This window comes from Halomonas ventosae, from assembly GCF_004361885.1.
Lineage (GTDB): Bacteria > Pseudomonadota > Gammaproteobacteria > Pseudomonadales > Halomonadaceae > Halomonas > Halomonas ventosae_C.
Genome location: NZ_SNWH01000006.1, coordinates 174,431 through 194,673 on the forward strand (window position 1 = coordinate 174,431; position 20,243 = coordinate 194,673).

The following is a 20,243-nucleotide window of genomic DNA, read 5'->3' on the forward strand; positions in this document are numbered from 1 at the left end:
GACGATGAGGCAAGCAGCGATGTCACAAATACTGCGCAGTGTTCAACATTCGCAAGGCTGCGTTGCTGCTGGCTCATGTCGCTGTGTCACGACTTTTCCCGGAAGTGGCCATACTTTCAACTCACAACTCATGGAGGCAATAATGAGTGTTGTGCTGATTGCCGGTAGCCCCGGAAGTGTGTCGCGGACCTCCGCGCTCATCACATTCATCGATGGGCTGCTGCAGGCCCGGGGCATCAAGACCGAGGTTTTCAACGTCAATGATTTTGACGGCAATGCGGTGTTCTTCGCCGATGTATCGGCACCACAGATCGTGCGTTACCGTGAGGCGATTGCCAAGGCGGACGCGGTGATCTTGGCAACCCCCGTTTATCAGGCCTCATTTTCGGGAGCTATCAAGCTGTTGCTCGACCTGGTACCCGAGCGGGGCTTGAAAGGGAAGCTGGTGCTGCCCCTGGCCAATGGCGGGTCGGATAACCATCTGCTGGTCATCGATTACGCCTTGAAGCCGGTCTTGTCGGCGCTGGGGGCCAGCAACGTGCTCGGTGGCGTCTACGTCAACGCCAAGCAATTGACCCTCGAAGAGGGCCAGGCGTACCGGGTCGGTGGCGATGCGAGGGCCAGGATCCAGCGCGCTCTCGATGAGCTGCTGGAAGCCCTGCCGCTGGTGATCGGGGCCAATGAGCGGAACCATTCCGGGGTCGCCTACGCTTGATCCTTTTTCCTTCATGCAAGGCCCTTGAAAAAACACCCCGACAACAGAGAGTCGGGGGGCTTCCCAACGTTGCCTAAGGTGTTCGCGATGAAGTCCGATACCTATCTAGCCCATCCCATCGAGCCCCAGCGTGTCTGGGCCTGTATGTTGCCTCTGGATGGCTCCTTTTTCTGGCTGCTGTGCTGAGCCTCGACGCTGGATCCAGGCGAGGGCCTCAAGGCCGGTCGCGGGAGCCAAGACGCCATTCCATACCCAAAGGAACTCTTCATGTCCCGCCCCAACTTCCTGGTCATCGTGGCCGACGATCTCGGTTTTTCCGATATCGGTGCCTTTGGCGGAGAGGTCCGTACGCCGAATCTGGACCGTCTTGCCTACGAGGGGCTACGCCTTGCGGACTTTCATGCCGCCTCTGCCTGCTCCCCCACGCGCGCCATGCTGATGACCGGTACCGATCACCATATCGCCGGCATTGGTTCCATGGCAGAAGTATTGCCGCCGGCGGTCGCCGGGCAGCCCGGTTATGAAGGCTATCTGAATCAGCGGGTCGTCACGGTGCCGGAGCTGCTGCGCGATGCGGGCTACGCCACCCTCATGGCGGGCAAATGGCACCTGGGCGATCGCGCCGCTGCTCGTCCCCGCGCCCGCGGGTTCGAGCGTTCCTTTGCCCTGCTGCCGGGCGCTGCCAATCATTACGGGTTCGAGCCGGCCCTGTCCATGGAGCGGCGCCCTGGGCTGCTGCGCAGCACGATGGGTATGTACTGCGAAGACGATGCGTTGTTAACGGAATTACCCGATGGGTTCTACTCATCCGACTATTTCACCGACAAGCTGTTGAGCTACCTGGATGAGTCGCAAGTGGACGAGCGGCCCTTCTTTGCGTATCTGCCTTTTTCTGCACCGCACTGGCCCTTGCAGGCACCGCAGGAGATCATCGCCCGGTATCGCGGGCGTTACGATAAGGGTCCTGAGGTGCTGCGTCAGGAGCGCCTGGCGGCACTGAAGCGGCTAGGCCTGGTGCCCGTAGGCGCCGACGCCCACCCCGTGGTTGCCAACGAGGCCGAGTGGGACGCGTTGACACGAGAGCAGCGTCAGCGCTCTGCGCGGGCCATGGAGGTCTATGCCGCCATGGTCGAACGGATGGACTGGAATATTGGGCGGGTTATCGAGCATCTGCGTGAAAACGGACAGCTGGAGAACACGGTGGTGGTGTTTCTCTCCGACAATGGTGCCGAGGGCGCGCTTCTGGAAGCCTACCCACAGTTCGGGCCGAACCTCGAGGAGGTGATTGCCGAGTATTACGACAATCGTCTGGACAATATCGGCAACGCCAACTCCTACGTCTGGTACGGGCCGCGTTGGGCGCAAGCGTCCACGGCGCCGTCACGACTCCGCAAGGCCTTTACGAGTCAGGGCGGCATCCGGGTGCCCGCGATACTGCGTTACGGTGGCCTGGCGCGACAGCATCAGATCAGTCACGCCTTCGGCACTGTGATGGATATCGTGCCGACCTTGCTGGAGCTGGCCGGTATTCATCATCCGGGCCGGGTGTACAAGGGGCGGGCCATCAATCCGGTACGCGGACGTTCCTGGCTGGGGTATCTGCAGCAGGCGCGGGAGAGTGTTCACGACGTGGATAGCGTGACCGGCTGGGAGCTTTTCGGGCGCAAGGGACTGCGCAAGGACAAATGGAAGCTCGTCTACCTGCCGGCGCCGACCGGCCCGTTGGCAGCTCTATGACCTGGAGGTGGATCCTGGCGAAGTGAACGATCTGGCAACGCACTATCCGGAAAAAACCGAGGAACTCCTGGCGGATTGGGCACAGTACGTGGAAGAGACCGGGGTCATCGAGTTCGAACGCCAGGGCACCGTGTTTGGCGAAATCGTTTAGCGTCGCTCGGGGGGTTCATGGGAAAACCTGATTACGCATAAGGCTCAGCCATCTTCAGGAACCGGTATGGCATCGGCGGTGTTCGGGCGGCTACCGTGAGAAAGCGCGGGATCATGGCCTTGAGGTCATAGCGCCGATTGAAGCGATACTCGAACTCGGCCAGGTAGCGCGGGGCATGCTGCCCGCGGATGGCATGGTAGGTACCGGTGATCGCGTTTTTGACGTTACCGAGCAGCGTGTTGACCCAGTTGAATTCGGGGTTCGCCACGCTGGCACGCCCACCGCCGGTGATATGGCGCACATGAACGTAGGAAGTCGTTTCGAAGGCTCGAAAGCATCCGAGGCCGTCGCTGATCACCTGACTACCCGGTGCAATGGCCTGTTGAGCATAACGACGCATCTCGGACAGGGTAAAGCCGTTCACACGGCGCAGCTGAACACGCTGCGGATGGCCGTCTTCATCGGTTTGCACGGCGGCGACAAAGGGGAACTTATGCTCAGCGCCGCGCCCGCGCTTTCCCGGCCGCTCACCGCCCAGGTAGGCGTCATCGATCTCGATACGCCCGGAGAGCCTTTCTCCCTGGTTGCGCTCGTGCATGACCTGCAGCAGCTTGTGCTTGAGCTTCCAGGCGGTGTTGTAGGCAACGCCAAGTTCACGGGACAGTTGCAGCGCTGAGATGCCGCTCTTGCGCTGGGTCAGCAGATAAATGGCGAGAAACCAGGTGGTCAGCGGCAGATGCGTTGCATGGAAAATGGTACCGGCAGTCAGCGAGGTCTGATGATGGCAGCGATGGCACTGGTAGAGCCCCCGCGACAGCTGGCAACCGGTGGTGTTGCCGCAGTCGGGGCAAACGAACCCCTTGGGCCAACGATTCCGATAGAGCGCCGCCCGACACTGCGCTTCTGTGCCGTACTGCTCGAGGAAGGCCGGCAGCGACAGGCCGGGCTGAAACTGGATCGGGTTGCGTGCCATGACGTCACCTCCTCTACTGGATATAACCTCAGTATAGGACAAGCTGGCGGAATGGTGGCTGATCAACATGAGTAATCAGGTGGGAAAATGCGGTGCGGTCAGGTAAAAAGATCTTGCAGGGAAATATTCTGGCCAGATCAGATCGGACACATTGTCAAACCGCAGCTGCCAATTCAATCCCTCGGCGTCTGGTAGCCCAGGGTTGATTGGAGCCGGCAGCTGTTGTACTACATCTCGATGTAGTCGACCACGTGCCGCCTGTCGGCTCGCATACCGCTGGCCCGCCAGCCACTGGCTTTTCAGTGAGCCGAAGAAGCGCTCCATGACGGCGTTGTCCCAGCAGTTTCCCCTTACGACTCATCAAAGCTTGGAAGCCATGCCGGGCCATCGTGTCGCAGCTCTCATGCGACGCGTGTTGGCAGCCGCGATCGCTGTGATGGATCAGCCCTCTGTCGGCCTGCCAGCGACCTACGGCCATGTCCAAGGCGTCCAGGACCAACTGCGTGCGCATTTGATCGGCCATCGCCGAGCCCACCAACTGCCGATCGTGGAGGCCAAGCACCGTCGCCAGATAGAGCCACCCTTCCAGCGTCCAGATCGCCGCGATATCGGCCACCCAGGTCCGATTCGGTGCCGCCACCATGAGCTGGCGGTTCAGCAGGTTGGGCGCCACCAGACTGTGCTAACTGTCGGTCGTATGGCGCCAGCGGCGCCGCTGACGTGCCTCGACACCGGCTTCCCGCATTAGGCTGCGGGCCTGGTACTGGCCGACGTCGTAGCCTCGGCGTCGCAGTTCTCAGGCCATGCAGCGGCTGCCATAGCTGCCACGTTTCTGGCGATGAATCTCTCTGACTTCGTGGAGCAGGACCTAACGCTGGTCATCAGGGCCACGTCGTCGCCAGGCATAGAAACCACTCCGGCTGACCTGCATGACTCGACACAACACGGCCACAGGATAGGTGGCCTTCTCCGACTCGATGAACTGATATCTCGGTTCGACTCTTTGGTGAAGAAGACCGCCTTGAATTCATCGGATAACCGACGTCGAGTCTTCTTGGTCATGAACACCTCCACTACCTCCATCATGAAGCTTATCAGTGTGTCCGCTCCAATTGGACCACTTCACATTAGCGCGGCTTGGTGCTATTGGCCACGACCTCGCCTCGCTGCTCCGTTCGAGCTTTGTCGATAATGGGCGGGGTGTGATCCTTGGGCAGCAGCGGCAGCACTTTCTCCCCGAAGTGGTAGGCCTCCTCCAGATGGGGGTAGCCGGATAGAATGAAGGTGTCAATGCCGATTGCCATGTACTCAAGGATACGCTGCGCCACTGTCTCGGGGCTGCCGACCAGGGCTGTGCCGGCACCGCCGCGCACTAGACCCACCCCGGCCCAGAGGTTGGGGCTGATCTCGAGCTGGTCGCGGCGGCCGCCGTGCAGGGCGGCCATGCGCCGCTGGCCTTCGGAGTCCATACGCGACATCGTGGATTGGGCCGCGGCAATGGTCTCGTCATCGAGATGCTCGATGAGTTTCTCCGCCGCTGCCCACGCCTCGGTATCGGTATCGCGCACGATGACATGCAGGCGGATGCCGAAGGTCAGCGTTCGATTCGCCTGGTCGGCGGCTTTCTTGACGGTGGCGAGCTTTTCCGCCACCTGGGCGGGCGGCTCGCCCCAGGTGAGGTATTTGTCCACCGTCTCGGCGGCGACGTCGATGCCCGCCGCGGACGAGCCGCCAAAATAGAGCGGCGGATGCGGTGTTTGGGCGGGCAGGTATATCAACTCGCTCTCCTCCACGCGCAGGTGGTTACCGGCGTAGCTCACTTGCTTGCCTGCCAGCAGGTCTCGGTAAATGGCGAGGAATTCGCGGGTCACCTCATAGCGCTGGTCGTGGGGTAGGAAAACGCCATCACCGCGGTTCTCGACCGGGTCGCCGCCGGTGACCACATTGATCAGCAAGCGACCGTTGGAAATGCGATCCAGGGTAGTGGTCATCCGGGCCGCCGCGGTGGGTGATTGCAGTCCCGGACGCACGGCCACCAGAAAGCGCAGCCGCTCGGTGACGGGCACCAGCGCCGAGGCAATGATCCAAGCATCCTCGCAACTGCGGCCCGTCGGTAGCAGTACTCCAAAGAAGCCGAGTTGATCCGCCGCCTGGGCTACCTGGCGCAGGTAGCCCAGGTTGACCTCGCGACTTCCCTGTGTGGTACCCAAATGGTGGCCATCGCCGTGGGTGGGCAAGAACCAGAGGAACTTGCCGGCGTTAGCGGGCGTAGCGGTCGAGTCGGTGGGCGACGAGTCTGTCATGGCATGCTCCTGACGTTACCGAAAGTTTGGTCAAGACTCGATGGTAGCAACGCCGCCAACGAGGGCTTAAATGGTTAAACCGAGAAAGCTTATTCGACCTTGTCAAGTTTCAGGCCTCGGGTGATCGACGACTACCCGGTGGCATGCAACAAAAGGTCGCTGTAGCCTTGGCCAGCGATCCAGAGTTTCTGCTGTTTGAAGCCCCCTCGGACGCCTTTACCCGTGAACCGTCCCGACTTTCTCGGATGGTCACGACTCAGCCTCCTTTCCTTGGACAACGCTCTGGATGCTCTGCTATCCCGAATTCCAGTAGGTTCCGCACGGCTTTATTACTTATACTGATAAGCAGTCCAGTTTTTATTGTTTCAAACGTAAAGTCAGGTCAGGCAGCCTTGTCACCAGCATTCATCTTGTCGGCCCGAACGAACAGAAGGGCCGGCCTTTTTAGTCAGGGAGTCTGATCATGAAACAGCTTACCCGTATCGGGGCATTGGCCGGTATCGCCGCAGCTCTGGCAACCACGACAGTTCAGGCGGAAGAAGCCACCGTCCGCGTCTCTGGCGGATGGGCGGTGTACCCCCTGATGGTGGTCTGGGCAGACAAGTACGCCGATGTACGCGACGACGTCGAAATCAAGGTTGCAGGCGGCGGCACTGGCAAGGGTGTATCCGATGTGCTCAATGGTCAGGTCGATATCGGCATGATGGGCCGGGACCCGCACGAAAAAGAAATCGAACAGGGCCTGTTTCCAACAGCTGTAGCCAAGGATTCCGTCGTCGGCACCATCCACAAAGACAACCCGGTATTCGATGAAATTCAGGCACAAGGCCTCTCGGAAGGAGATTTTGAGGCGATCTTCACTAAAAAGATCACCCACTGGGGTGAGGTTGTTGGGAAAGATCTCGATAACGACAAAATTGTCGTTTATGGCCGCTCCGACGCCTCCGGCGCTGCAAAAACCTGGTACAAGTTTTTCAGCAAGGCGTCCCAGGGAGAATTTCAGAACATAGCCGATGCCAATTTCAATGGCGATCAGCCCCTGGCGGCGGCTGTGGGTAAGGAGCCCAATGCCATCGGCTTCAACAATCTGAACTACGCCTACAACATTGAAACGGGTGACTTCGCGGGCAACGTCCGTCCGATACCGCTGGATCTGAACGACAACAATGTCGTTGACCCGGAAGAGTCGTTCTATCAGGACCGCCGGACTTTTCTTGATGCGGTTGCCGAAGGTCGCTACCCGTCACCTCCGGCCCGGCAGGTCTATCTGGCGGGCAAGGGGCCGTACACGGGCGAAGTCAAAAAGTTTGTTCTCTGGACGCTGACCGAGGGGCAGAAATATGTCGGTGAGAATGGTTATGTCCAGTTAACGAATAAAACGATTGACGCTCAACGCCGTTACGTTGAAGGCGACATTGAAGCGACCGACCGGTAACGCCGTGCCATCCCGCTTTCAACGAGGTACCCGATGACAACATTAACCAGGCGCGTCATCATCGACAACAGTGCCAAGGCAGCGATCCAGGTTATTACCTGGGCCGCGATAGCGCTCTTTGTGGCCATTCTGTTGACTCTGGCAGGGAAATCCCTGCCAGTGCTGGGGGAGCATTCGCTGGCCGATCTCCTTTTCAGCGGTACCTGGGACCCGGAGGCGGGCTCTTTCGGGTTTCTTCCGGCAATCGTTGGAACCCTGCTGGTGATGCTGGTGTCCATGACCCTGGCCGTTCCGGTGGCGATTCTGGCGTCTCTCTATATCGCCGAATACGCCAGGGGCAAGGTTCAAACCTGGCTTTCGGCGGCGGTAGACATGCTGGCGGCGATCCCGTCAGTGATTTTCGGCCTGTTTGGTTTGTTGCTCGTGGTGCCTTTTGTGGACGATTTCCTGGCCCCCCTGTTGGGCGCCGAGACCACAGGCCTGGGCATCATGACCGCTGGCCTGGTGGTTGCGACGATGACCTTGCCCATCATTATTTCCATGTCGGTGGAGTCACTGAGGGCCCTGCCCGACAGCCTGCGGGAGTCAGCATTGTCTCTGGGTGAAACCCGAAGCGGTGTCGCCACGAACATTCTGTTGCGCGCTGCCGGGCCCGGTATCATTTCGGCGGTACTGCTCGGTCTGGGGCGGGCTTTTGAGGCGTCCATTGCAGTTGCCATGGTCATCGGCGGCAAGAACGTGATTCCCAGCTCCCTGTTCGATGCCGGCCAGACCTTACCGAGCCTGATCGTTAATACCTTTGGGGAACTGATGTCGCTGCCTATTACCCAGTCGGCGTTGATCTTCGCTGCGCTGGTGCTGTTCCTTGTGGTCACTTTCTTCAACATTATGGCCACCCTGGTGCGTGGCCATTTCGAGAAGCACTGGAAGTACCAATGAACCGGTATACCAAACAAACCCTGGTCGAGTCTCTGATCCGCCTGAGCATGGCGCTGGTGGTGGGCGTGCTGGCGCTGATTATCGGCATGACCCTGTACAAGGGCGGCCTGGTTCTGTGGAACCAGCCCGAGGTCGTGATCACGGCGCCCGGGCCAATGTACCTGCTCGGGGGCAGCGGTGGTTTTCTGCACGCCATTCTCGGCAGTTTTGCCATCGTCCTGCCGGCGACGCTGATCGCCACCCTGCTGGCTCTGGCCGTCGCCATGTATCTTCAAACCGACTACTGCAGTGAGCGCTTTGCCCGGGCCGTCAATCTTCTGCTGTATGTGCTGTGGGGTACGCCGGCCATCGTGTACGGCGTATTCGTGCTGACACTGCTGATTGTCATGGAGGCCCGTGCCAGTCTGCTGGCCGCCCTGGTGGCGGTGACGCTGCTCCAGTTCCCTATCATTGCCCGCTTCATGGATGAGGCTCTGCGCTCGGTGGCGGCCAACCTCAAGGAATCCGGTTACTCGCTGGGCCTGACCCGACTGGAAACCATGAAGATCACGCTCAAAGCTGCACTGCCCGGGCTCACCGCCGGGGTGATTATGGGGTTCGCCCGCGGGTTGGGCGACGGTGCGGCGGTGCTATTCACGGCGGGCGGCGGGATTAACATGCCCAATGAGCTGGACGACTCCGCGACCACCTTGCCCATACTGATTTTCCAGCAGGCGTCCTCACCCTACCCAAGTGTGCGGGATGACGCCTTTGCGGCGGCCTTTGTGCTGATGATGCTCGTGCTAGGGCTCATCGTGGTGTCAAAGCTGATCGCAAACCATTTTTCACGTTACACACAGGATCACTGACCATGTCTGATAACGCTGCCATACGCACTGAAAACCTGAACCTGTTTTACACTGGCGGGCATGCAAGTCAGGCACTGAAAGACATCAATATCGCATTTCCGGCAAACCGCCTGACGACGATTATCGGCCCTTCCGGCTGCGGTAAGTCATCGCTGCTGAAGTCGCTGAACCGTCTGCATGATATCCACCAGAATACCCGGATCGAAGGTGAGGTTTATCTGGGCGGTGAACCCGTTTACCAGAGCCGCCGCCCTGTGCCGGATATTCGTAGCCGCATCGGTTATGTTTCCCAGAAACCCACGGCGCTGCCCATGTCTATCTACCGGAATGTGGCCTACGGGCCTCGCATTCACCGGTCCCTGGGCAAGGCTGAACTGGACGATCTGGTGGAAACATACCTGCGCAAGGTGAACCTCTGGAACGAGGTCAAGGATCGCCTGCACAGCCCGGCGGCACAACTATCGGTAGGCCAGATTCAGCGCCTGAGCCTGGCCCGGTCACTTGCTGTTGAGCCGGAGGTTCTCTTGTGCGACGAAGTGACCTCGGCGCTGGATCCGATCTCCGCCCAGAAGGTGGAAGAGACACTGCTCCAGCTGAAGGAAGATTACACCATCATCATGGTGACCCACCTGATGCACCAGGTTGAGCGGTTGGCGGACCATGTGGTGTTTGTCTATCTGGGGGAAGTCGTTGAAGCCGGCGAAGCGCGAACACTGCTTAATCATCCCGGCAAGGAAGCAACCCGCCGATTTGTGTCCGGGCATGCCATGCCCGATGTTGCCCTGCGGGCAACCGCCTGACCGAGAATCGCCTGATGACATCTTCCTCGCCAGAGGATGCTTCCCGTAGCTCGCCCCTGGCGACCTCAGGACAAGCCCAGAACGCCTTTGGCCATAACATCACCTTTGCCGAGGCCGTGCGTGTTTGGTTGCGGGTTGCAATGTTGAGCTTCGGTGGCCCGGCGGGCCAGATTGCCGTAATGCATCGGATTCTGGTGGATGAGAAACAATGGGTCAGCGAGAGCCGGTTTCTGCACGCGCTCAACTATTGCATGGTGCTACCCGGGCCGGAAGCGCAGCAACTGGCCACCTATCTGGGTTGGTTACTGCACGGTGTGAAAGGCGGGCTGGTGGCCGGCACCCTGTTCGTGCTGCCCGGCTTTGTGGCGATTCTGGGCCTGAGCCTGCTGTACGCTGGCTTTCAGGAAGCTTCTCTGGTTCAGGCACTGTTCTTCGGCATCAAGGCAGCGGTGCTGGCGGTGGTCATCCAGGCGGTGGTTCGCATCGCCCAGCGGGCACTGAAAAACCGGGTCATGGTCACTCTGGCGGCGCTGGCCTTCGTTGCCATCTTCTTTTTTGCCGTGCCCTTCCCCCTTGTCATTGCAACGGCCGCACTGGTGGGATTGATTGGCCGCCACCTGGACCCGAAGCGATTTGTGGTGATCAAAGGCCATACCACGCCGGCAGAGGGCGAGCGCGCCATTGATGCAATGATGGCGAACGGCACTGGCCATCACACCGAGGCAAGCCGCGGGCGCACACTGAAAGTGCTCGGGATTTGGCTGCCCCTATGGTTTGTGCCTCTGATAGCGCTGGCCCTCTCGCTGGGCATGGACAATGTATTCACCCAGATCGGTCTGTTCTTCAGCAAGCTGGCCGTGGTGACCTTCGGGGGTGCCTATTCAGTGTTGGCCTATATGGCGCAAGAGGCGGTCCAGAATCATGGCTGGTTGGCCCCTGGTGAAATGCTCGATGGTCTGGGTATGGCGGAATCCACACCCGGGCCACTGATTCAGGTGGTGCAGTTTGTCGGGTTTATGGGCGCCTTCCGGGATTCCGGTGGACTGGACCCGTTTACCGCCGGCGTTCTGGCTTCGATATTGGCCACCTGGGTCACCTTCATACCCTGTTTCCTCTGGATTTTTCTCGGTGCGCCTTACGTGGAGAAACTGCGGGGCAACCAGGCCGTCAGCGCCGCGCTGTCAGCCGTTACCGCAGCTGTGGTCGGGGTCATGCTGAACCTGGCCATCTGGTTTGCGGTGCACGTAGCTTTTGCTGAGGTGCAGACGTCGAAAGCCTGGGGCATTCAATGGCTAGCCCCGCAATGGGACAGTGTCCAGCTCGCCAGCGTGGTTCTGGCGCTGGGCGCGTTCGTCGCCATTCTTCGGTTCAAAATCGGCATGCTGCCGGTGCTATTCACCAGCGCCCTGCTGGGTATGCTGTGGCATTGGTTATAAAGGTGGCGCTCCGGGTTCTGATGACCGGCCGGAAACAGCTCAGGGCGTACCCCCTGAGCACTGTCTCGCTTAAGAATAGGACGTCGGTGTGGGTACTTTCTATAGTGGACTCCGAAATTCCTACCAGGCACCAAGGGAGATCGAAGAATCGCGGAAGCAGCTTAATAAAAGAGTCCGATACGACTTGGCCAGAACATCGCGACTTCATGTAGAACAGCCACTCCGGGGTTTCGCTCAGGTTAGTGGCTGATCCTTGTTTTGCTGGACAGAGGCCTGGGACACCCGGCTTTCCGTCGGTACACTGCGAGTAAGCCAGACATTACCGCCAATCACCGATCTCCGGCCGATGGTAATGCGGCCCAGTATCGTGGCGCCCGCGTAGATCACCACGTCGTCTTCGACGATAGGATGGCGGGGCTCGCCTTTGGTCAAGACGCCGGTCTCGTCTTCGTTGAACCGCACCGCACCGAGTGTCACATTCTGGTAAATGCGTACACGGTTACCCAGAATGGCGGTTTCGCCGACGACCACGCCGGTGCCGTGGTCTATGAAAAACGAGCGCCCGATGGTGGCACCGGGGTGAATATCGATACCGGTCGCCGAATGGGCTTTCTCGGCAATGATTCGCGCGATCATCGGCAGGCCGGCCCGATAGAAACCATGGGCGATTCGGTGATGGATAATGGCCTGGACGCCGGGATAGGAAATCAGCACCTCGTCCACGCAGGTCGCCGCGGGGTCGCCATGGTAAGCGGCGAGCACGTCGTCATCCAGTTGCCGCCGCAGTGCCGGCAACTGTGCCAGCAGCTTGCTGACCTGACCGCTGGCCTGATCCCTCAGGTCGACCAGTTGCTGCTGATCCCGGTCAAGATACTGGAGTTCCAGCGCCACCTGGCTGATAAGTTCCCGTTCCACGTTGCCCAGCATGTAGGCCACGAATTGATCTTCCCGCTCTTTCGTCAAATCCGAAGGGCCCAGGCGCATGGGAAACAGGATAGCGCAGAGGGCATCAACCGTTTGATGAACGGCCTGATGTGATGGCAGCTCACGGCTGCCCAAATCCACTTCCCGGCCCTGGCGCTGCCGCCAGTCATGACGGGCCAGGCGCAATTCATATGTGATTTTATCGATAAGACGCTTACCGGATGGCAAAGACTCTCTCCTTAAATGGCGTGACTCTGGCTTAGCACCCATTTTTTACGCATAGGCTTCGTCAAAAAGTTCAAATTTTTGGTGTTTATGCCCAATAACTTCAAGCGCTCTCGTCAGTTCGGGTGAATTCGGTCATCCGAGCGCGTTAACCCTGACTGGGTCAGACGTGGCGCTTTCGGGATTAGGTCATACCCATCCATCAATGCAACATAAGATTCTTCATCATAGCGTGATCCGCCTACAAAGACGGCCAGCTCGTTCTTTCCGAATTGATGCCAGTCATGGCCATCGGTGATCGGTTGGGTGGCCACCATTACAAGGGGAGCACCAGCATAGACGGTGTCGTCGAGCCAAAGGTCGCAATCCACCAGCCGGGCGCACCTCGGCTCATCGGTCTGCCGGGTCCAGTAGAGATCAGTGCTGCCATGGACAAACATCATATCGCCAATGGTCAGCAGGAAATTAAAGGTGCCGTGGGTGGCAATATCAGCGGCAAGGCGGCGAATTTCGCCCGCCAAAGCATCAAGCTCGGGGCGGGTATCACCAAAGGTAGCCACCAGTTCAGACAGCAATAGGCCGAACGCGGCTTCACTGTCGGTATCACCATTGGGTTCGAAGCGCGCATCCAACGTCGGCTGGAAATCGTGCAGATCACCGTTATGGGAAAACACCCAGTCATAACCCCACAGCTTGCGGCTGAAGGGGTGGCTGTTGACCAGTTCCACCGGACCGAAGGTAGCCTTTCGGACATGGGCGATCAAATTGCGGGTGAGAATTTCTCGGTCCAGAAACGCCTGGGCCTTGCGGCAATTGAAGGCACTGGTTTTCTGGACATTCAGGTGATGGGTGCCATCGGCGTAATAGGCAATTCCCCATCCATCCTTGTGATCACCGGTACCACCACCACGGCACAGGAAGCCACGCAAAGGTTCTTGCGGGGAAACCGGACGGGCGCTGTTTAAACCGAAGATCTGGCACATGGCTCACTCGGATATAATGAATTATGTCTTCAACACTAGAGAGGTGAAACGGGTAAATTAACCAATAAAAACTTATATCTATATCAAAATTCCGGAGATACAGAAACAACTGCACGCGCGCTCCGATCAACGCTTATACTGGACCCTGAAATCAAGACACTGGTTTAAGCTATCGCCTGGCCGATTTCGAAGGGATCGAAGATGTCGAATCAGAAACGGAACACCCACTCCCCGGATCTCAAGGCCAAGGTGGCCCTGGAGGCAGTCCGAGGGCTGAAGACGGCCAACGAGATCGGGCAGGACTACGGCGTTCATCAGTGCAGGTCAGTCAGTGGAAGAAAGTCCTGTTCGAGGATTCCTCGATGCTGTTGAAGAAGCAGCGGGGTGCCAAGCCGAAGACCGAATTCCAGTCGGATGGGAAGCTCTACAGCGAGATCGGACGGCTGAAGATGGAGCTTGACTGGCTCAAAAAAGTCCGGGATCAACCTGCCATGACGCGTCACAGTTGGCCCGATCCTTCGGACAAGGTGCCACTGGTCCGGCAGTGCCTGCTGGCAGGTGTTTATAGAGCGACAATCAAGATGAGAGTCACGCGACAATCAAGATGAGAAAGCCGAGACCTTCGGTTGTCGACGTCGGGAGGGCGTAGCCCGAGCGACGTCGACAAGGGAAGGACGGCGGGATCAGCATGGACGGCCGAGGTCGTGCGTTTGACAACATCTTCGTCGAACGTCTGTTGCGGACGCTCAAGTAGGAGGAAATCTATCTGAAGGGCTACGCATCGGTCGTCAAGCTGACCGTGGGGCTGACGGAGTACTTTCCGTTCTACAACGAAGAGCGGCCCCAACAGTCACTGGGGCACCGGACACCCGGCGAGGTCTACTAGATCGGCCTGGGTGGCGGTGCATCCATACCCGACCACTTCAGTGGCCGAGAGACTGCATCGAAGAGGGACGAAACAGGGCAGCGCTGTGCAGCTGCGAATTTGGCCAAGGCATTAGCTTAAATCCAGGTGATTTCTGTCTTGACCATGGAGTTCACTATACTTGGGAGATCGAGGGAACAGTGTGACAGTCTGTGATCTGAAAATAAACAGTGTCACAGTCTGTAATCTGAAAATAAGCAATAGCGGTAAGTTGCTGGAAAGTCTGCAACGTAAGGCTTATCGTAGATCAGACTACTGACCGGACAAACGAAGTCATTTTGATATAAATATCAGATATGTGGGTAAGGATATTTTTCTTTCGATGTCAGCAATCGTTTATTAACATGGCTGATAAGAACATCAATAAATATTGGTTCTATGCCTGGGCAGTGGCCTCTAAGCTTTGTATCAAAGCTCGGACATTTCGGGCAGACACCAAAGGAGCGAAGCTGCTATGACCATTGTTCAGTTGGCAACCAAAACGACCAGGGAGGCTGACTCCAGCGCCCCTCTGCTGTCGGACGACTTTCCCCACGCCCAGAGTGTTCCACCAAACGAGGCCTGGCAGTGGATCCAGTCCCGGAACTCCGTGCTCGTGGATGTTCGAACGGCGGAGGAGCGGGAATTCGTTGGCTATGTTCCGGACAGTCTGCACGTACCCTGGGCCATGGGAACGGCTCTGAACCGTAATCCGCGGTTCGTGCGTGAGCTTGAGGCCAAGGCAGGCAAGACCACCTCCATTCTGTTGCTGTGCCGAAGCGGCAAACGCTCCGCCCTGGCACTGGAAGCCGCACTTGCAGCGGGCTTTGAACAAGTCGCCAATATTCACGAAGGGTTCGAGGGCGATCTGAACCCTCATGGCCAGAGGGGTCACCACAATGGGTGGCGCTTCCATGGTTTGCCATGGCGGCAGGGCTGAGGCTTTGTTAGTTGATGCGACAAGCAGACCCCGTAAAAAAGAGTCTTGACTGACTTTTTCTCAGACTGACTATTTCCCGAATGGACTAAGAGGCCTGTTCCATGGCAAAGATTCCAACGCCACCGCCGACACTGAGCGATCAATCCGCCAGAAAACTTTCGAATACCACTAAAACCACGGCACAATACTCGATCATCTCCCCCCGCTGGCTGACTCACCTTTTGCAGTGGTCGCCTGTTTAGGCCGGGGTTTACCGCGTCAACAAGGTACGTAATCCGGTCGATATCCGCACCGCCTGTTCGGTGACTGATGATGGTCACTTGCCCGATTCCTTTGTGGATTATGAAGACGAGCCCAGGGAATACTGGCTTCGCCAGGTGGCGACCAAGCTCAATATCCATACCCGTGTCTCCGATCTTTACTCAAGCCCCCATGACCAGATCAAGGAGCAACTGCGGCTGATTATAGAAACCGTCAAGGAGCGCCAGGAAAGCGAACTGATCAATAACCCGGATTACGGGTTGCTTGCCAACGTCGCCGACTCCCAGCATGTATTACCGCTATCCGGCGCACCGACGCCGGACGATCTGGACGAACTGCTCGTCAAAGTATGGAAAGAGCCCGGTTTTTTTCTGGCGCACCCGCTTGCCATTGCCGCCTTTGGTCGCGAGTGCACTCGTCGTGGTGTGCCGCCCGCAACCGTGAGCCTGTTTGGTTCCCAGTTCATCACCTGGCGAGGCGTTCCGTTGATTCCGTCGGACAAGGTCCCGGTTGCCGACGGCAAGACGAAGATCCTGTTGCTGCGCATCGGTGAAAAGCGGCAGGGCGTGGTGGGGCTGTTCCAGCCGGGTCTGCCGGGCGAACAAAACCCCGGACTCTCTGTGCGCCTGATGGGTATCGATGATCATGCCATCGCATCCTATCTGATTTCCCTGTATTGCTCCCTGGCCATTCTCACGGACGATGCCGTGGCGGTTCTGGAGGACGTGGAGGTTAACAAGTTCCACGACTACCCGGACACTTATAAAAAATGAACTCGCAAAAAATAAGCCCGGCGAATTTGAGCAATCAGCAAATGGATAGGTCATCCGATGAGCAACGACTTCCAGCAACTACCCGATCTGGAAAGCCTGAATGAACTGGCAAATGAACTGTTTCGCCAGCCACCCGATGCAGACCAGCCAGGATCGGAGCCGGGGTTGCCGAATTACAGTTCGCCGCCAGCACCTGGCGGCTTGCCGGCGACCGGTTTCCTGAATCAACTGCCACAGGCCACGTCACTGCCTGAGACGCCGCCGTTTAAAGCGTCTGCGCCTGCGGTGGCCGAAGTACTGCCGGTGCCCTCGGTGGTAACGCCACGAGTGGCACCCGTGCAGGCCCAGACGCCCGACATTCATGGGCTTCAAAGTACAGTAACGCCCATGCTTCCTGATGGAGGCGGGTTGGCTGCGGGTGTTCCGGAAGCTTACGCGGCCCACCCTTCGCTCCAGCCGGATACTGTGGATTTGGGTGGCGATCTGGGTCGCATTCGCGACCGCGGCCAAAGTGATGAGGCCGAGGCTTACGTGCCGGGCGGCAGCCATTACTACTTCATGGACGATCCTGCCCCGGAGACGGGGCTGGATGCTTCCTCGCCGGAAAACGGTGCGACCGCTGCCGCTGAAGGGCAGCCGGGTGCGCCCTACTATTTTTTACAGTCCCAACCCCAGCCCCAGCCCCAGCCAAAGACGCCCAAACTCGCCAAGGCCCCGGAGCCATCCCGGGGGCCGGTAGCTCACGAAGGGTTTGACGTGCAGGCGCTGCGGCGTGATTTTCCAATCCTTGCAACCCGCGTGAACGGCGGGCGCCCCCTGGTGTGGCTGGATAACGCCGCAACCACTCATAAGCCGCGTTCGGTGATTGAGCGGTTGTCGCATTTTTACGAACACGAAAATTCGAACATCCATCGCGCCGCCCATGAATTGGCGGCCCGGGCAACGGATGCCTACGAGTCCGCGCGGAAGAAAGTTGCGGATTTTCTGGGCGCGGGCTCAACCGAAGAAATCGTTTTTGTGCGCGGCACCACTGAGGGTATCAACCTGGTCGCCCAGACCTGGGGTAAGCTGGCCGTTGGCGAGGGAGATGAGATTGTCCTGTCGCACCTGGAGCATCACGCCAACATCGTGCCTTGGCAGATGCTGGCGGCGGAGAAAGGCGCCCGGATACGGGTTATTCCAGTCGATGATCGCGGCCAGGTCCGGCTGGACGAGTTTCAGAAGTTGCTGAACAGCCGCACCCGGATCGTCGCGGTGACCCAGGTCTCCAATGCGCTGGGCACCGTCGTGCCCGTCAAGGACATCATTGATATCGCCCACCGGGCGGGTGCGCGGGTTCTTGTGGATGGGGCCCAGTCGGTTTCCCACATCCCGGTCAACGTCCAGCAACTGGATGCGGATTTCTTCGTGTTTTCCGGCCACAAAATATTTGGTCCCACGGGCATTGGCGTGGTTTACGGCAAGCGTGACCTGCTGGAACAGATGCCACCCTACCAGGGCGGCGGCAACATGATCGCCGATGTGACCTTCGACAAGACCACCTATCATCAACCCCCCACGCGCTTTGAGGCCGGCACCGGCAACATCGCAGACGCGGTGGGCCTGGGAGCCGCACTGGATTATGTGCAACGGATTGGTCTGGCGAACATCGCCCGCTACGAACATGAATTGCTCGAATACGGCATTGTAAGCCTGCTGACCGTGCCGGGGTTGAGGCTGGTCGGCACCGCCGCAGACAAGACCAGTGTCATGAGTTTCGTACTCGATGGTTTCACTACCGAAGAGGTAGGGCAGGCCCTGAGTGAAGAAGGCATTGCCGTACGCTCCGGGCACCACTGTGCGCAGCCCATATTGCGGCGTTACGGACTGGAAACGACGGTTCGCCCAAGCATCGCCTTCTACAATACTCATGAGGAACTCGATTTTCTGACGAAGGTACTGAAACGCCTGGTGGGCAAACGGGGATACTGAAGCCTTTGGAGCTAAGTCGTACACAGTCTGAGGCAAATCAAGAGCCAACTCACTATCCGATTTTTGATCAGTATTTTTTCTGAACAGGTGAACGAAACCATGACACAGTGGTATCAGGACAACGCAGAATCCATCGGCCATACGCCGCTTATCCTTTTGAATCGAATCACCGACAGGGCACCGGCCACCGTGCTGGCGAAGATCGAAGGGCGGAATCCCGCCTACTCGGTCAAGTGCCGCATTGGCTCGGCCCTGATCTGGGATGCGGAGAAACGTGGCCTGCTCGGTCCGGGCAGGGAACTGGTCGAGCCCACCAGCGGCAATACCGGTATCGCGCTCGCCTTCGTTGCTGCAGCCAGGGGCATTCCGCTGACGCTGACCATGCCCGAGACCATGAGCATTGAACGTCGCAAACTGCTGGTCGCCTACGGTGCAAAGCTGGTTCTGACTGAAGGGGCCAAGGGGATGGGCGGCGCCATCGCGAAGGCGGAGGAGATCGCCGCATCGGATCCCGACAAATACGTGCTGCTGCAGCAATTCAAGAACCCGGCCAATCCGGCCATCCACGAAACGACCACCGGGGCGGAAATCTGGAAAGATACCGATGGTGCCATCGACATCTTTGTCTCCGGTGTCGGCACCGGCGGCACCATCACCGGCGTGTCGCGCTTTATCAAGCACACTCAGGGCAAGGCGATCCAGTCGGTGGCGGTCGAACCCACGGCCAGTCCAGTACTGAGCCAGACCCGCGCCGGCGAGGAGATCAAGTCCGGTCCGCACAAGATTCAGGGCATCGGTGCCGGCTTCGTGCCACAGGTGCTGGATCTGTCGCTGGTTGATAGCATCGAGCAGGTTAGCAACGAGGATGCGGTGCTCTATGCCCGCCGCCTGGCGCGTGAGGAGGGAATCCTGTCGGGCCTCTCCAGCGGCGCAGCTGTTGCTTCAGCGGTGCGCCTGGCACACAAACCGGACAACGAGGGCAAGACCATCGTGGTGGTGCTGCCGGATTCGGGCGAACGCTACCTGAGCTCGGTGCTGTTCGAAGGACTGTTTGATGATGCGGGGCTGGTTCAATAACCGTAACACGCATAGGTAAGGGGGCGGGTGCCACCCCTTACGTGGAGACTGAGGTCGTTACAAGAATTTTCAGCTTTGGTGCGTCCAAAGCCGATAAAGTTTTCTCGCCAGGGCATCGAGACTGAACCCGATCAGGCCAATGACCAGAATTGCGGCCATCAACTCATCGTAGGCAAGCCGGTCGCGGGTATCGAGGATGAAATACCCCAGACCGGCGCTGACCCCCAGCATTTCAGCCTTCAATATCAATGATTTTAATGCTGACGAATATAGTGGACCCCACGGTCAAGACAGAATTTGCCTGAGTTTAAGCTAATACCTCGGCCATGTTCGCAGCTGCACAGCGCTGCCCTGTTTCTTCGTTCTGCGATGTCGCCCTTCGGCCACTGAAATGATCGGGTATGGATGCCCCGCCACCCAAGCCGCTCAGGTAGACCTCGTCGGGTGTCCGGTACCCCAGGGACTGGTGGGGCCGCTCCGCGTTGTAGAACGGAAAGTACTCCGTCAGCCCGACGGTCAGCTCGCCGACCGAGGCGTAGCCCTTCAGATAGATGTCCTCGTACTTGAGCGTCCGCCACAGCCGTTCGACGAAGATGTTGTCAAACGCACGACCTCGGCCGTCCATGCTGATCGCGACGCCAGTAAAGTGGACCCCACGGTCAAGACAGAATTTGCCTGAGTTTAAGCTAATGCCTCGGCCATGTTCGCAGCGGCACAGCGCTGCCCTGTTGCTTCGTTCTGCGATGTAGCCCCTCGGCCCCCGAAGTGATCGGGTATGGAGGCACCACCACCCACGCCGCTCAGGTAGACCTCATCGGGTGCTCGGTAACCCATGGACTGGTGGGGTC

Annotated in this window: 17 protein-coding genes and 3 pseudogenes; 13 read left to right on the plus strand and 7 right to left on the minus strand. The window is 58.7% G+C overall.

Annotated elements, in window-relative coordinates; all coding sequences use genetic code 11:
• The first annotated feature begins 142 nt into the window (after positions 1-142).
• The 3 genes from ssuE to DFO68_RS15925 all read left to right on the plus strand — a co-directional run bounded on the left by ssuE (position 143) and on the right by DFO68_RS15925 (position 2,603).
• A complete protein-coding gene (gene ssuE, locus DFO68_RS07130) occupies positions 143-715 on the plus strand; it encodes an NADPH-dependent FMN reductase (protein WP_166637538.1) in 573 nt (190 codons plus the stop codon).
• Positions 716-982: 267 nt separating this feature from the next.
• Positions 983-2,452 carry an arylsulfatase gene (locus tag DFO68_RS07135; RefSeq protein WP_279512797.1) on the plus strand — a complete coding sequence of 490 codons (1,470 nt, stop codon included), beginning with the start codon at positions 983-985 and terminating at the stop codon, positions 2,450-2,452.
• A gap of 22 nt (positions 2,453-2,474) precedes the next feature.
• A complete protein-coding gene (locus tag DFO68_RS15925; RefSeq protein WP_279512798.1) occupies positions 2,475-2,603 on the plus strand; it encodes a hypothetical protein in 129 nt (42 codons plus the stop codon).
• A gap of 31 nt (positions 2,604-2,634) precedes the next feature.
• Here DFO68_RS15925 and DFO68_RS07140 read toward each other — a convergent pair whose 3' ends face one another.
• The 3 genes and pseudogenes from DFO68_RS07140 to ssuD all read right to left on the minus strand — a co-directional run bounded on the left by DFO68_RS07140 (position 2,635) and on the right by ssuD (position 5,879).
• Complete coding sequence (locus DFO68_RS07140; RefSeq protein ID WP_133482972.1) at positions 2,635-3,576, minus strand: IS1595 family transposase; 942 nt, start codon at positions 3,574-3,576, stop codon at positions 2,635-2,637.
• A gap of 230 nt (positions 3,577-3,806) precedes the next feature.
• Positions 3,807-4,594, minus strand: a pseudogene (locus tag DFO68_RS07145) (IS3 family transposase); the annotation flags it as partial.
• A gap of 109 nt (positions 4,595-4,703) precedes the next feature.
• Positions 4,704-5,879 (minus strand): FMNH2-dependent alkanesulfonate monooxygenase, encoded by a 1,176-nt coding sequence (gene ssuD, locus DFO68_RS07150; protein WP_133482973.1) that lies wholly within the window; start codon positions 5,877-5,879, stop codon positions 4,704-4,706.
• A 463-nt stretch (positions 5,880-6,342) separates the two neighbouring features.
• Between ssuD and DFO68_RS07155 the strand changes: the two genes are divergently transcribed.
• The 5 genes from DFO68_RS07155 to chrA are packed head-to-tail and all read left to right on the plus strand — an operon-like array spanning position 6,343 to position 11,337.
• Positions 6,343-7,314, plus strand: a complete 972-nt coding sequence (locus DFO68_RS07155; protein WP_133482974.1) for a substrate-binding domain-containing protein — start codon at positions 6,343-6,345, stop codon at positions 7,312-7,314.
• A 33-nt stretch (positions 7,315-7,347) separates the two neighbouring features.
• A complete protein-coding gene (pstC, locus tag DFO68_RS07160; RefSeq protein ID WP_133482975.1) occupies positions 7,348-8,253 on the plus strand; it encodes a phosphate ABC transporter permease subunit PstC in 906 nt (301 codons plus the stop codon).
• A complete protein-coding gene (locus DFO68_RS07165; RefSeq protein WP_133482976.1) occupies positions 8,250-9,101 on the plus strand; it encodes a PstA family ABC transporter permease in 852 nt (283 codons plus the stop codon). The genes pstC and DFO68_RS07165 overlap by 4 nt, the downstream gene beginning before the upstream one ends.
• A 2-nt stretch (positions 9,102-9,103) precedes the next feature.
• Positions 9,104-9,901: a phosphate ABC transporter ATP-binding protein gene (locus DFO68_RS07170; RefSeq protein ID WP_133482977.1), complete on the plus strand. Its 798-nt coding sequence runs from the start codon at positions 9,104-9,106 to the stop codon at positions 9,899-9,901.
• Positions 9,902-9,915: 14 nt separating this feature from the next.
• Positions 9,916-11,337: a chromate efflux transporter gene (gene chrA / locus DFO68_RS07175; protein WP_133482978.1), complete on the plus strand. Its 1,422-nt coding sequence runs from the start codon at positions 9,916-9,918 to the stop codon at positions 11,335-11,337.
• 234 nt (positions 11,338-11,571) lie between these two features.
• Here chrA and epsC read toward each other — a convergent pair whose 3' ends face one another.
• The gene (gene epsC / locus DFO68_RS07180; RefSeq protein WP_243726456.1) at positions 11,572-12,489 is read right to left on the minus strand and encodes a serine O-acetyltransferase EpsC; all 918 of its coding nucleotides are present in this window, start codon (positions 12,487-12,489) and stop codon (positions 11,572-11,574) included.
• A 113-nt stretch (positions 12,490-12,602) separates the two neighbouring features.
• A complete protein-coding gene (locus DFO68_RS07185; protein ID WP_133482980.1) occupies positions 12,603-13,469 on the minus strand; it encodes a class II glutamine amidotransferase in 867 nt (288 codons plus the stop codon).
• 362 nt (positions 13,470-13,831) lie between these two features.
• Here DFO68_RS07185 and DFO68_RS07190 point away from each other — a divergent pair, with 362 nt between their 5' ends.
• From DFO68_RS07190 to cysK, 5 genes and pseudogenes are all read left to right on the plus strand, one after another.
• The gene (locus DFO68_RS07190; RefSeq protein WP_133482981.1) at positions 13,832-14,077 is read left to right on the plus strand and encodes a hypothetical protein; all 246 of its coding nucleotides are present in this window, start codon (positions 13,832-13,834) and stop codon (positions 14,075-14,077) included.
• A gap of 771 nt (positions 14,078-14,848) precedes the next feature.
• The gene (locus DFO68_RS07195; RefSeq protein ID WP_133482982.1) at positions 14,849-15,313 is read left to right on the plus strand and encodes a rhodanese-like domain-containing protein; all 465 of its coding nucleotides are present in this window, start codon (positions 14,849-14,851) and stop codon (positions 15,311-15,313) included.
• Between the two features lie 254 nt (positions 15,314-15,567).
• Positions 15,568-16,347, plus strand: a pseudogene (locus tag DFO68_RS07200) (family 2A encapsulin nanocompartment shell protein); the annotation flags it as partial.
• Between the two features lie 57 nt (positions 16,348-16,404).
• Positions 16,405-18,318, plus strand: coding sequence for a family 2A encapsulin nanocompartment cargo protein cysteine desulfurase (locus DFO68_RS15930; protein WP_133482983.1), 1,914 nt, complete (start codon positions 16,405-16,407; stop codon positions 18,316-18,318).
• 99 nt (positions 18,319-18,417) lie between these two features.
• Positions 18,418-19,395, plus strand: a complete 978-nt coding sequence (gene cysK, locus DFO68_RS07210) for a cysteine synthase A (protein WP_133482984.1) — start codon at positions 18,418-18,420, stop codon at positions 19,393-19,395.
• A gap of 69 nt (positions 19,396-19,464) precedes the next feature.
• On the opposite strand, the gene DFO68_RS07215 is transcribed toward cysK, so the two are convergent.
• Both DFO68_RS07215 and DFO68_RS07220 read right to left on the minus strand, forming a co-directional pair.
• Positions 19,465-19,626, minus strand: a complete 162-nt coding sequence (locus tag DFO68_RS07215; RefSeq protein WP_208107376.1) for a hypothetical protein — start codon at positions 19,624-19,626, stop codon at positions 19,465-19,467.
• A 76-nt stretch (positions 19,627-19,702) separates the two neighbouring features.
• A pseudogene (locus tag DFO68_RS07220) lies at positions 19,703-20,047 on the minus strand (integrase core domain-containing protein); the annotation flags it as partial.
• Positions 20,048-20,243: the final 196 nt, after the last annotated feature.

Excerpts from the sequence above, each read along its gene's own strand:
- ssuE (WP_166637538.1), top strand. The coding sequence starts at position 143 with ATGAGTGTTGTGCTGATTGCCGGTAGCCCCGGAAGTGTGTCGCGGACC.
- DFO68_RS07135 (WP_279512797.1), top strand. The coding sequence starts at position 983 with ATGTCCCGCCCCAACTTCCTGGTCATCGTGGCCGACGATCTCGGTTTT.
- DFO68_RS07140 (WP_133482972.1), bottom strand. The coding sequence starts at position 3,576 with ATGGCACGCAACCCGATCCAGTTTCAGCCCGGCCTGTCGCTGCCGGCC.
- ssuD (WP_133482973.1), bottom strand. The coding sequence starts at position 5,879 with ATGACAGACTCGTCGCCCACCGACTCGACCGCTACGCCCGCTAACGCC.
- DFO68_RS07155 (WP_133482974.1), top strand. The coding sequence starts at position 6,343 with ATGAAACAGCTTACCCGTATCGGGGCATTGGCCGGTATCGCCGCAGCT.
- pstC (WP_133482975.1), top strand. The coding sequence starts at position 7,348 with ATGACAACATTAACCAGGCGCGTCATCATCGACAACAGTGCCAAGGCA.
- DFO68_RS07165 (WP_133482976.1), top strand. The coding sequence starts at position 8,250 with ATGAACCGGTATACCAAACAAACCCTGGTCGAGTCTCTGATCCGCCTG.
- DFO68_RS07170 (WP_133482977.1), top strand. The coding sequence starts at position 9,104 with ATGTCTGATAACGCTGCCATACGCACTGAAAACCTGAACCTGTTTTAC.
- chrA (WP_133482978.1), top strand. The coding sequence starts at position 9,916 with ATGACATCTTCCTCGCCAGAGGATGCTTCCCGTAGCTCGCCCCTGGCG.
- DFO68_RS07185 (WP_133482980.1), bottom strand. The coding sequence starts at position 13,469 with ATGTGCCAGATCTTCGGTTTAAACAGCGCCCGTCCGGTTTCCCCGCAA.
- DFO68_RS07190 (WP_133482981.1), top strand. The coding sequence starts at position 13,832 with ATGCTGTTGAAGAAGCAGCGGGGTGCCAAGCCGAAGACCGAATTCCAG.
- DFO68_RS07195 (WP_133482982.1), top strand. The coding sequence starts at position 14,849 with ATGACCATTGTTCAGTTGGCAACCAAAACGACCAGGGAGGCTGACTCC.
- DFO68_RS15930 (WP_133482983.1), top strand. The coding sequence starts at position 16,405 with ATGAGCAACGACTTCCAGCAACTACCCGATCTGGAAAGCCTGAATGAA.
- cysK (WP_133482984.1), top strand. The coding sequence starts at position 18,418 with ATGACACAGTGGTATCAGGACAACGCAGAATCCATCGGCCATACGCCG.
- DFO68_RS07215 (WP_208107376.1), bottom strand. The coding sequence starts at position 19,626 with ATGCTGGGGGTCAGCGCCGGTCTGGGGTATTTCATCCTCGATACCCGC.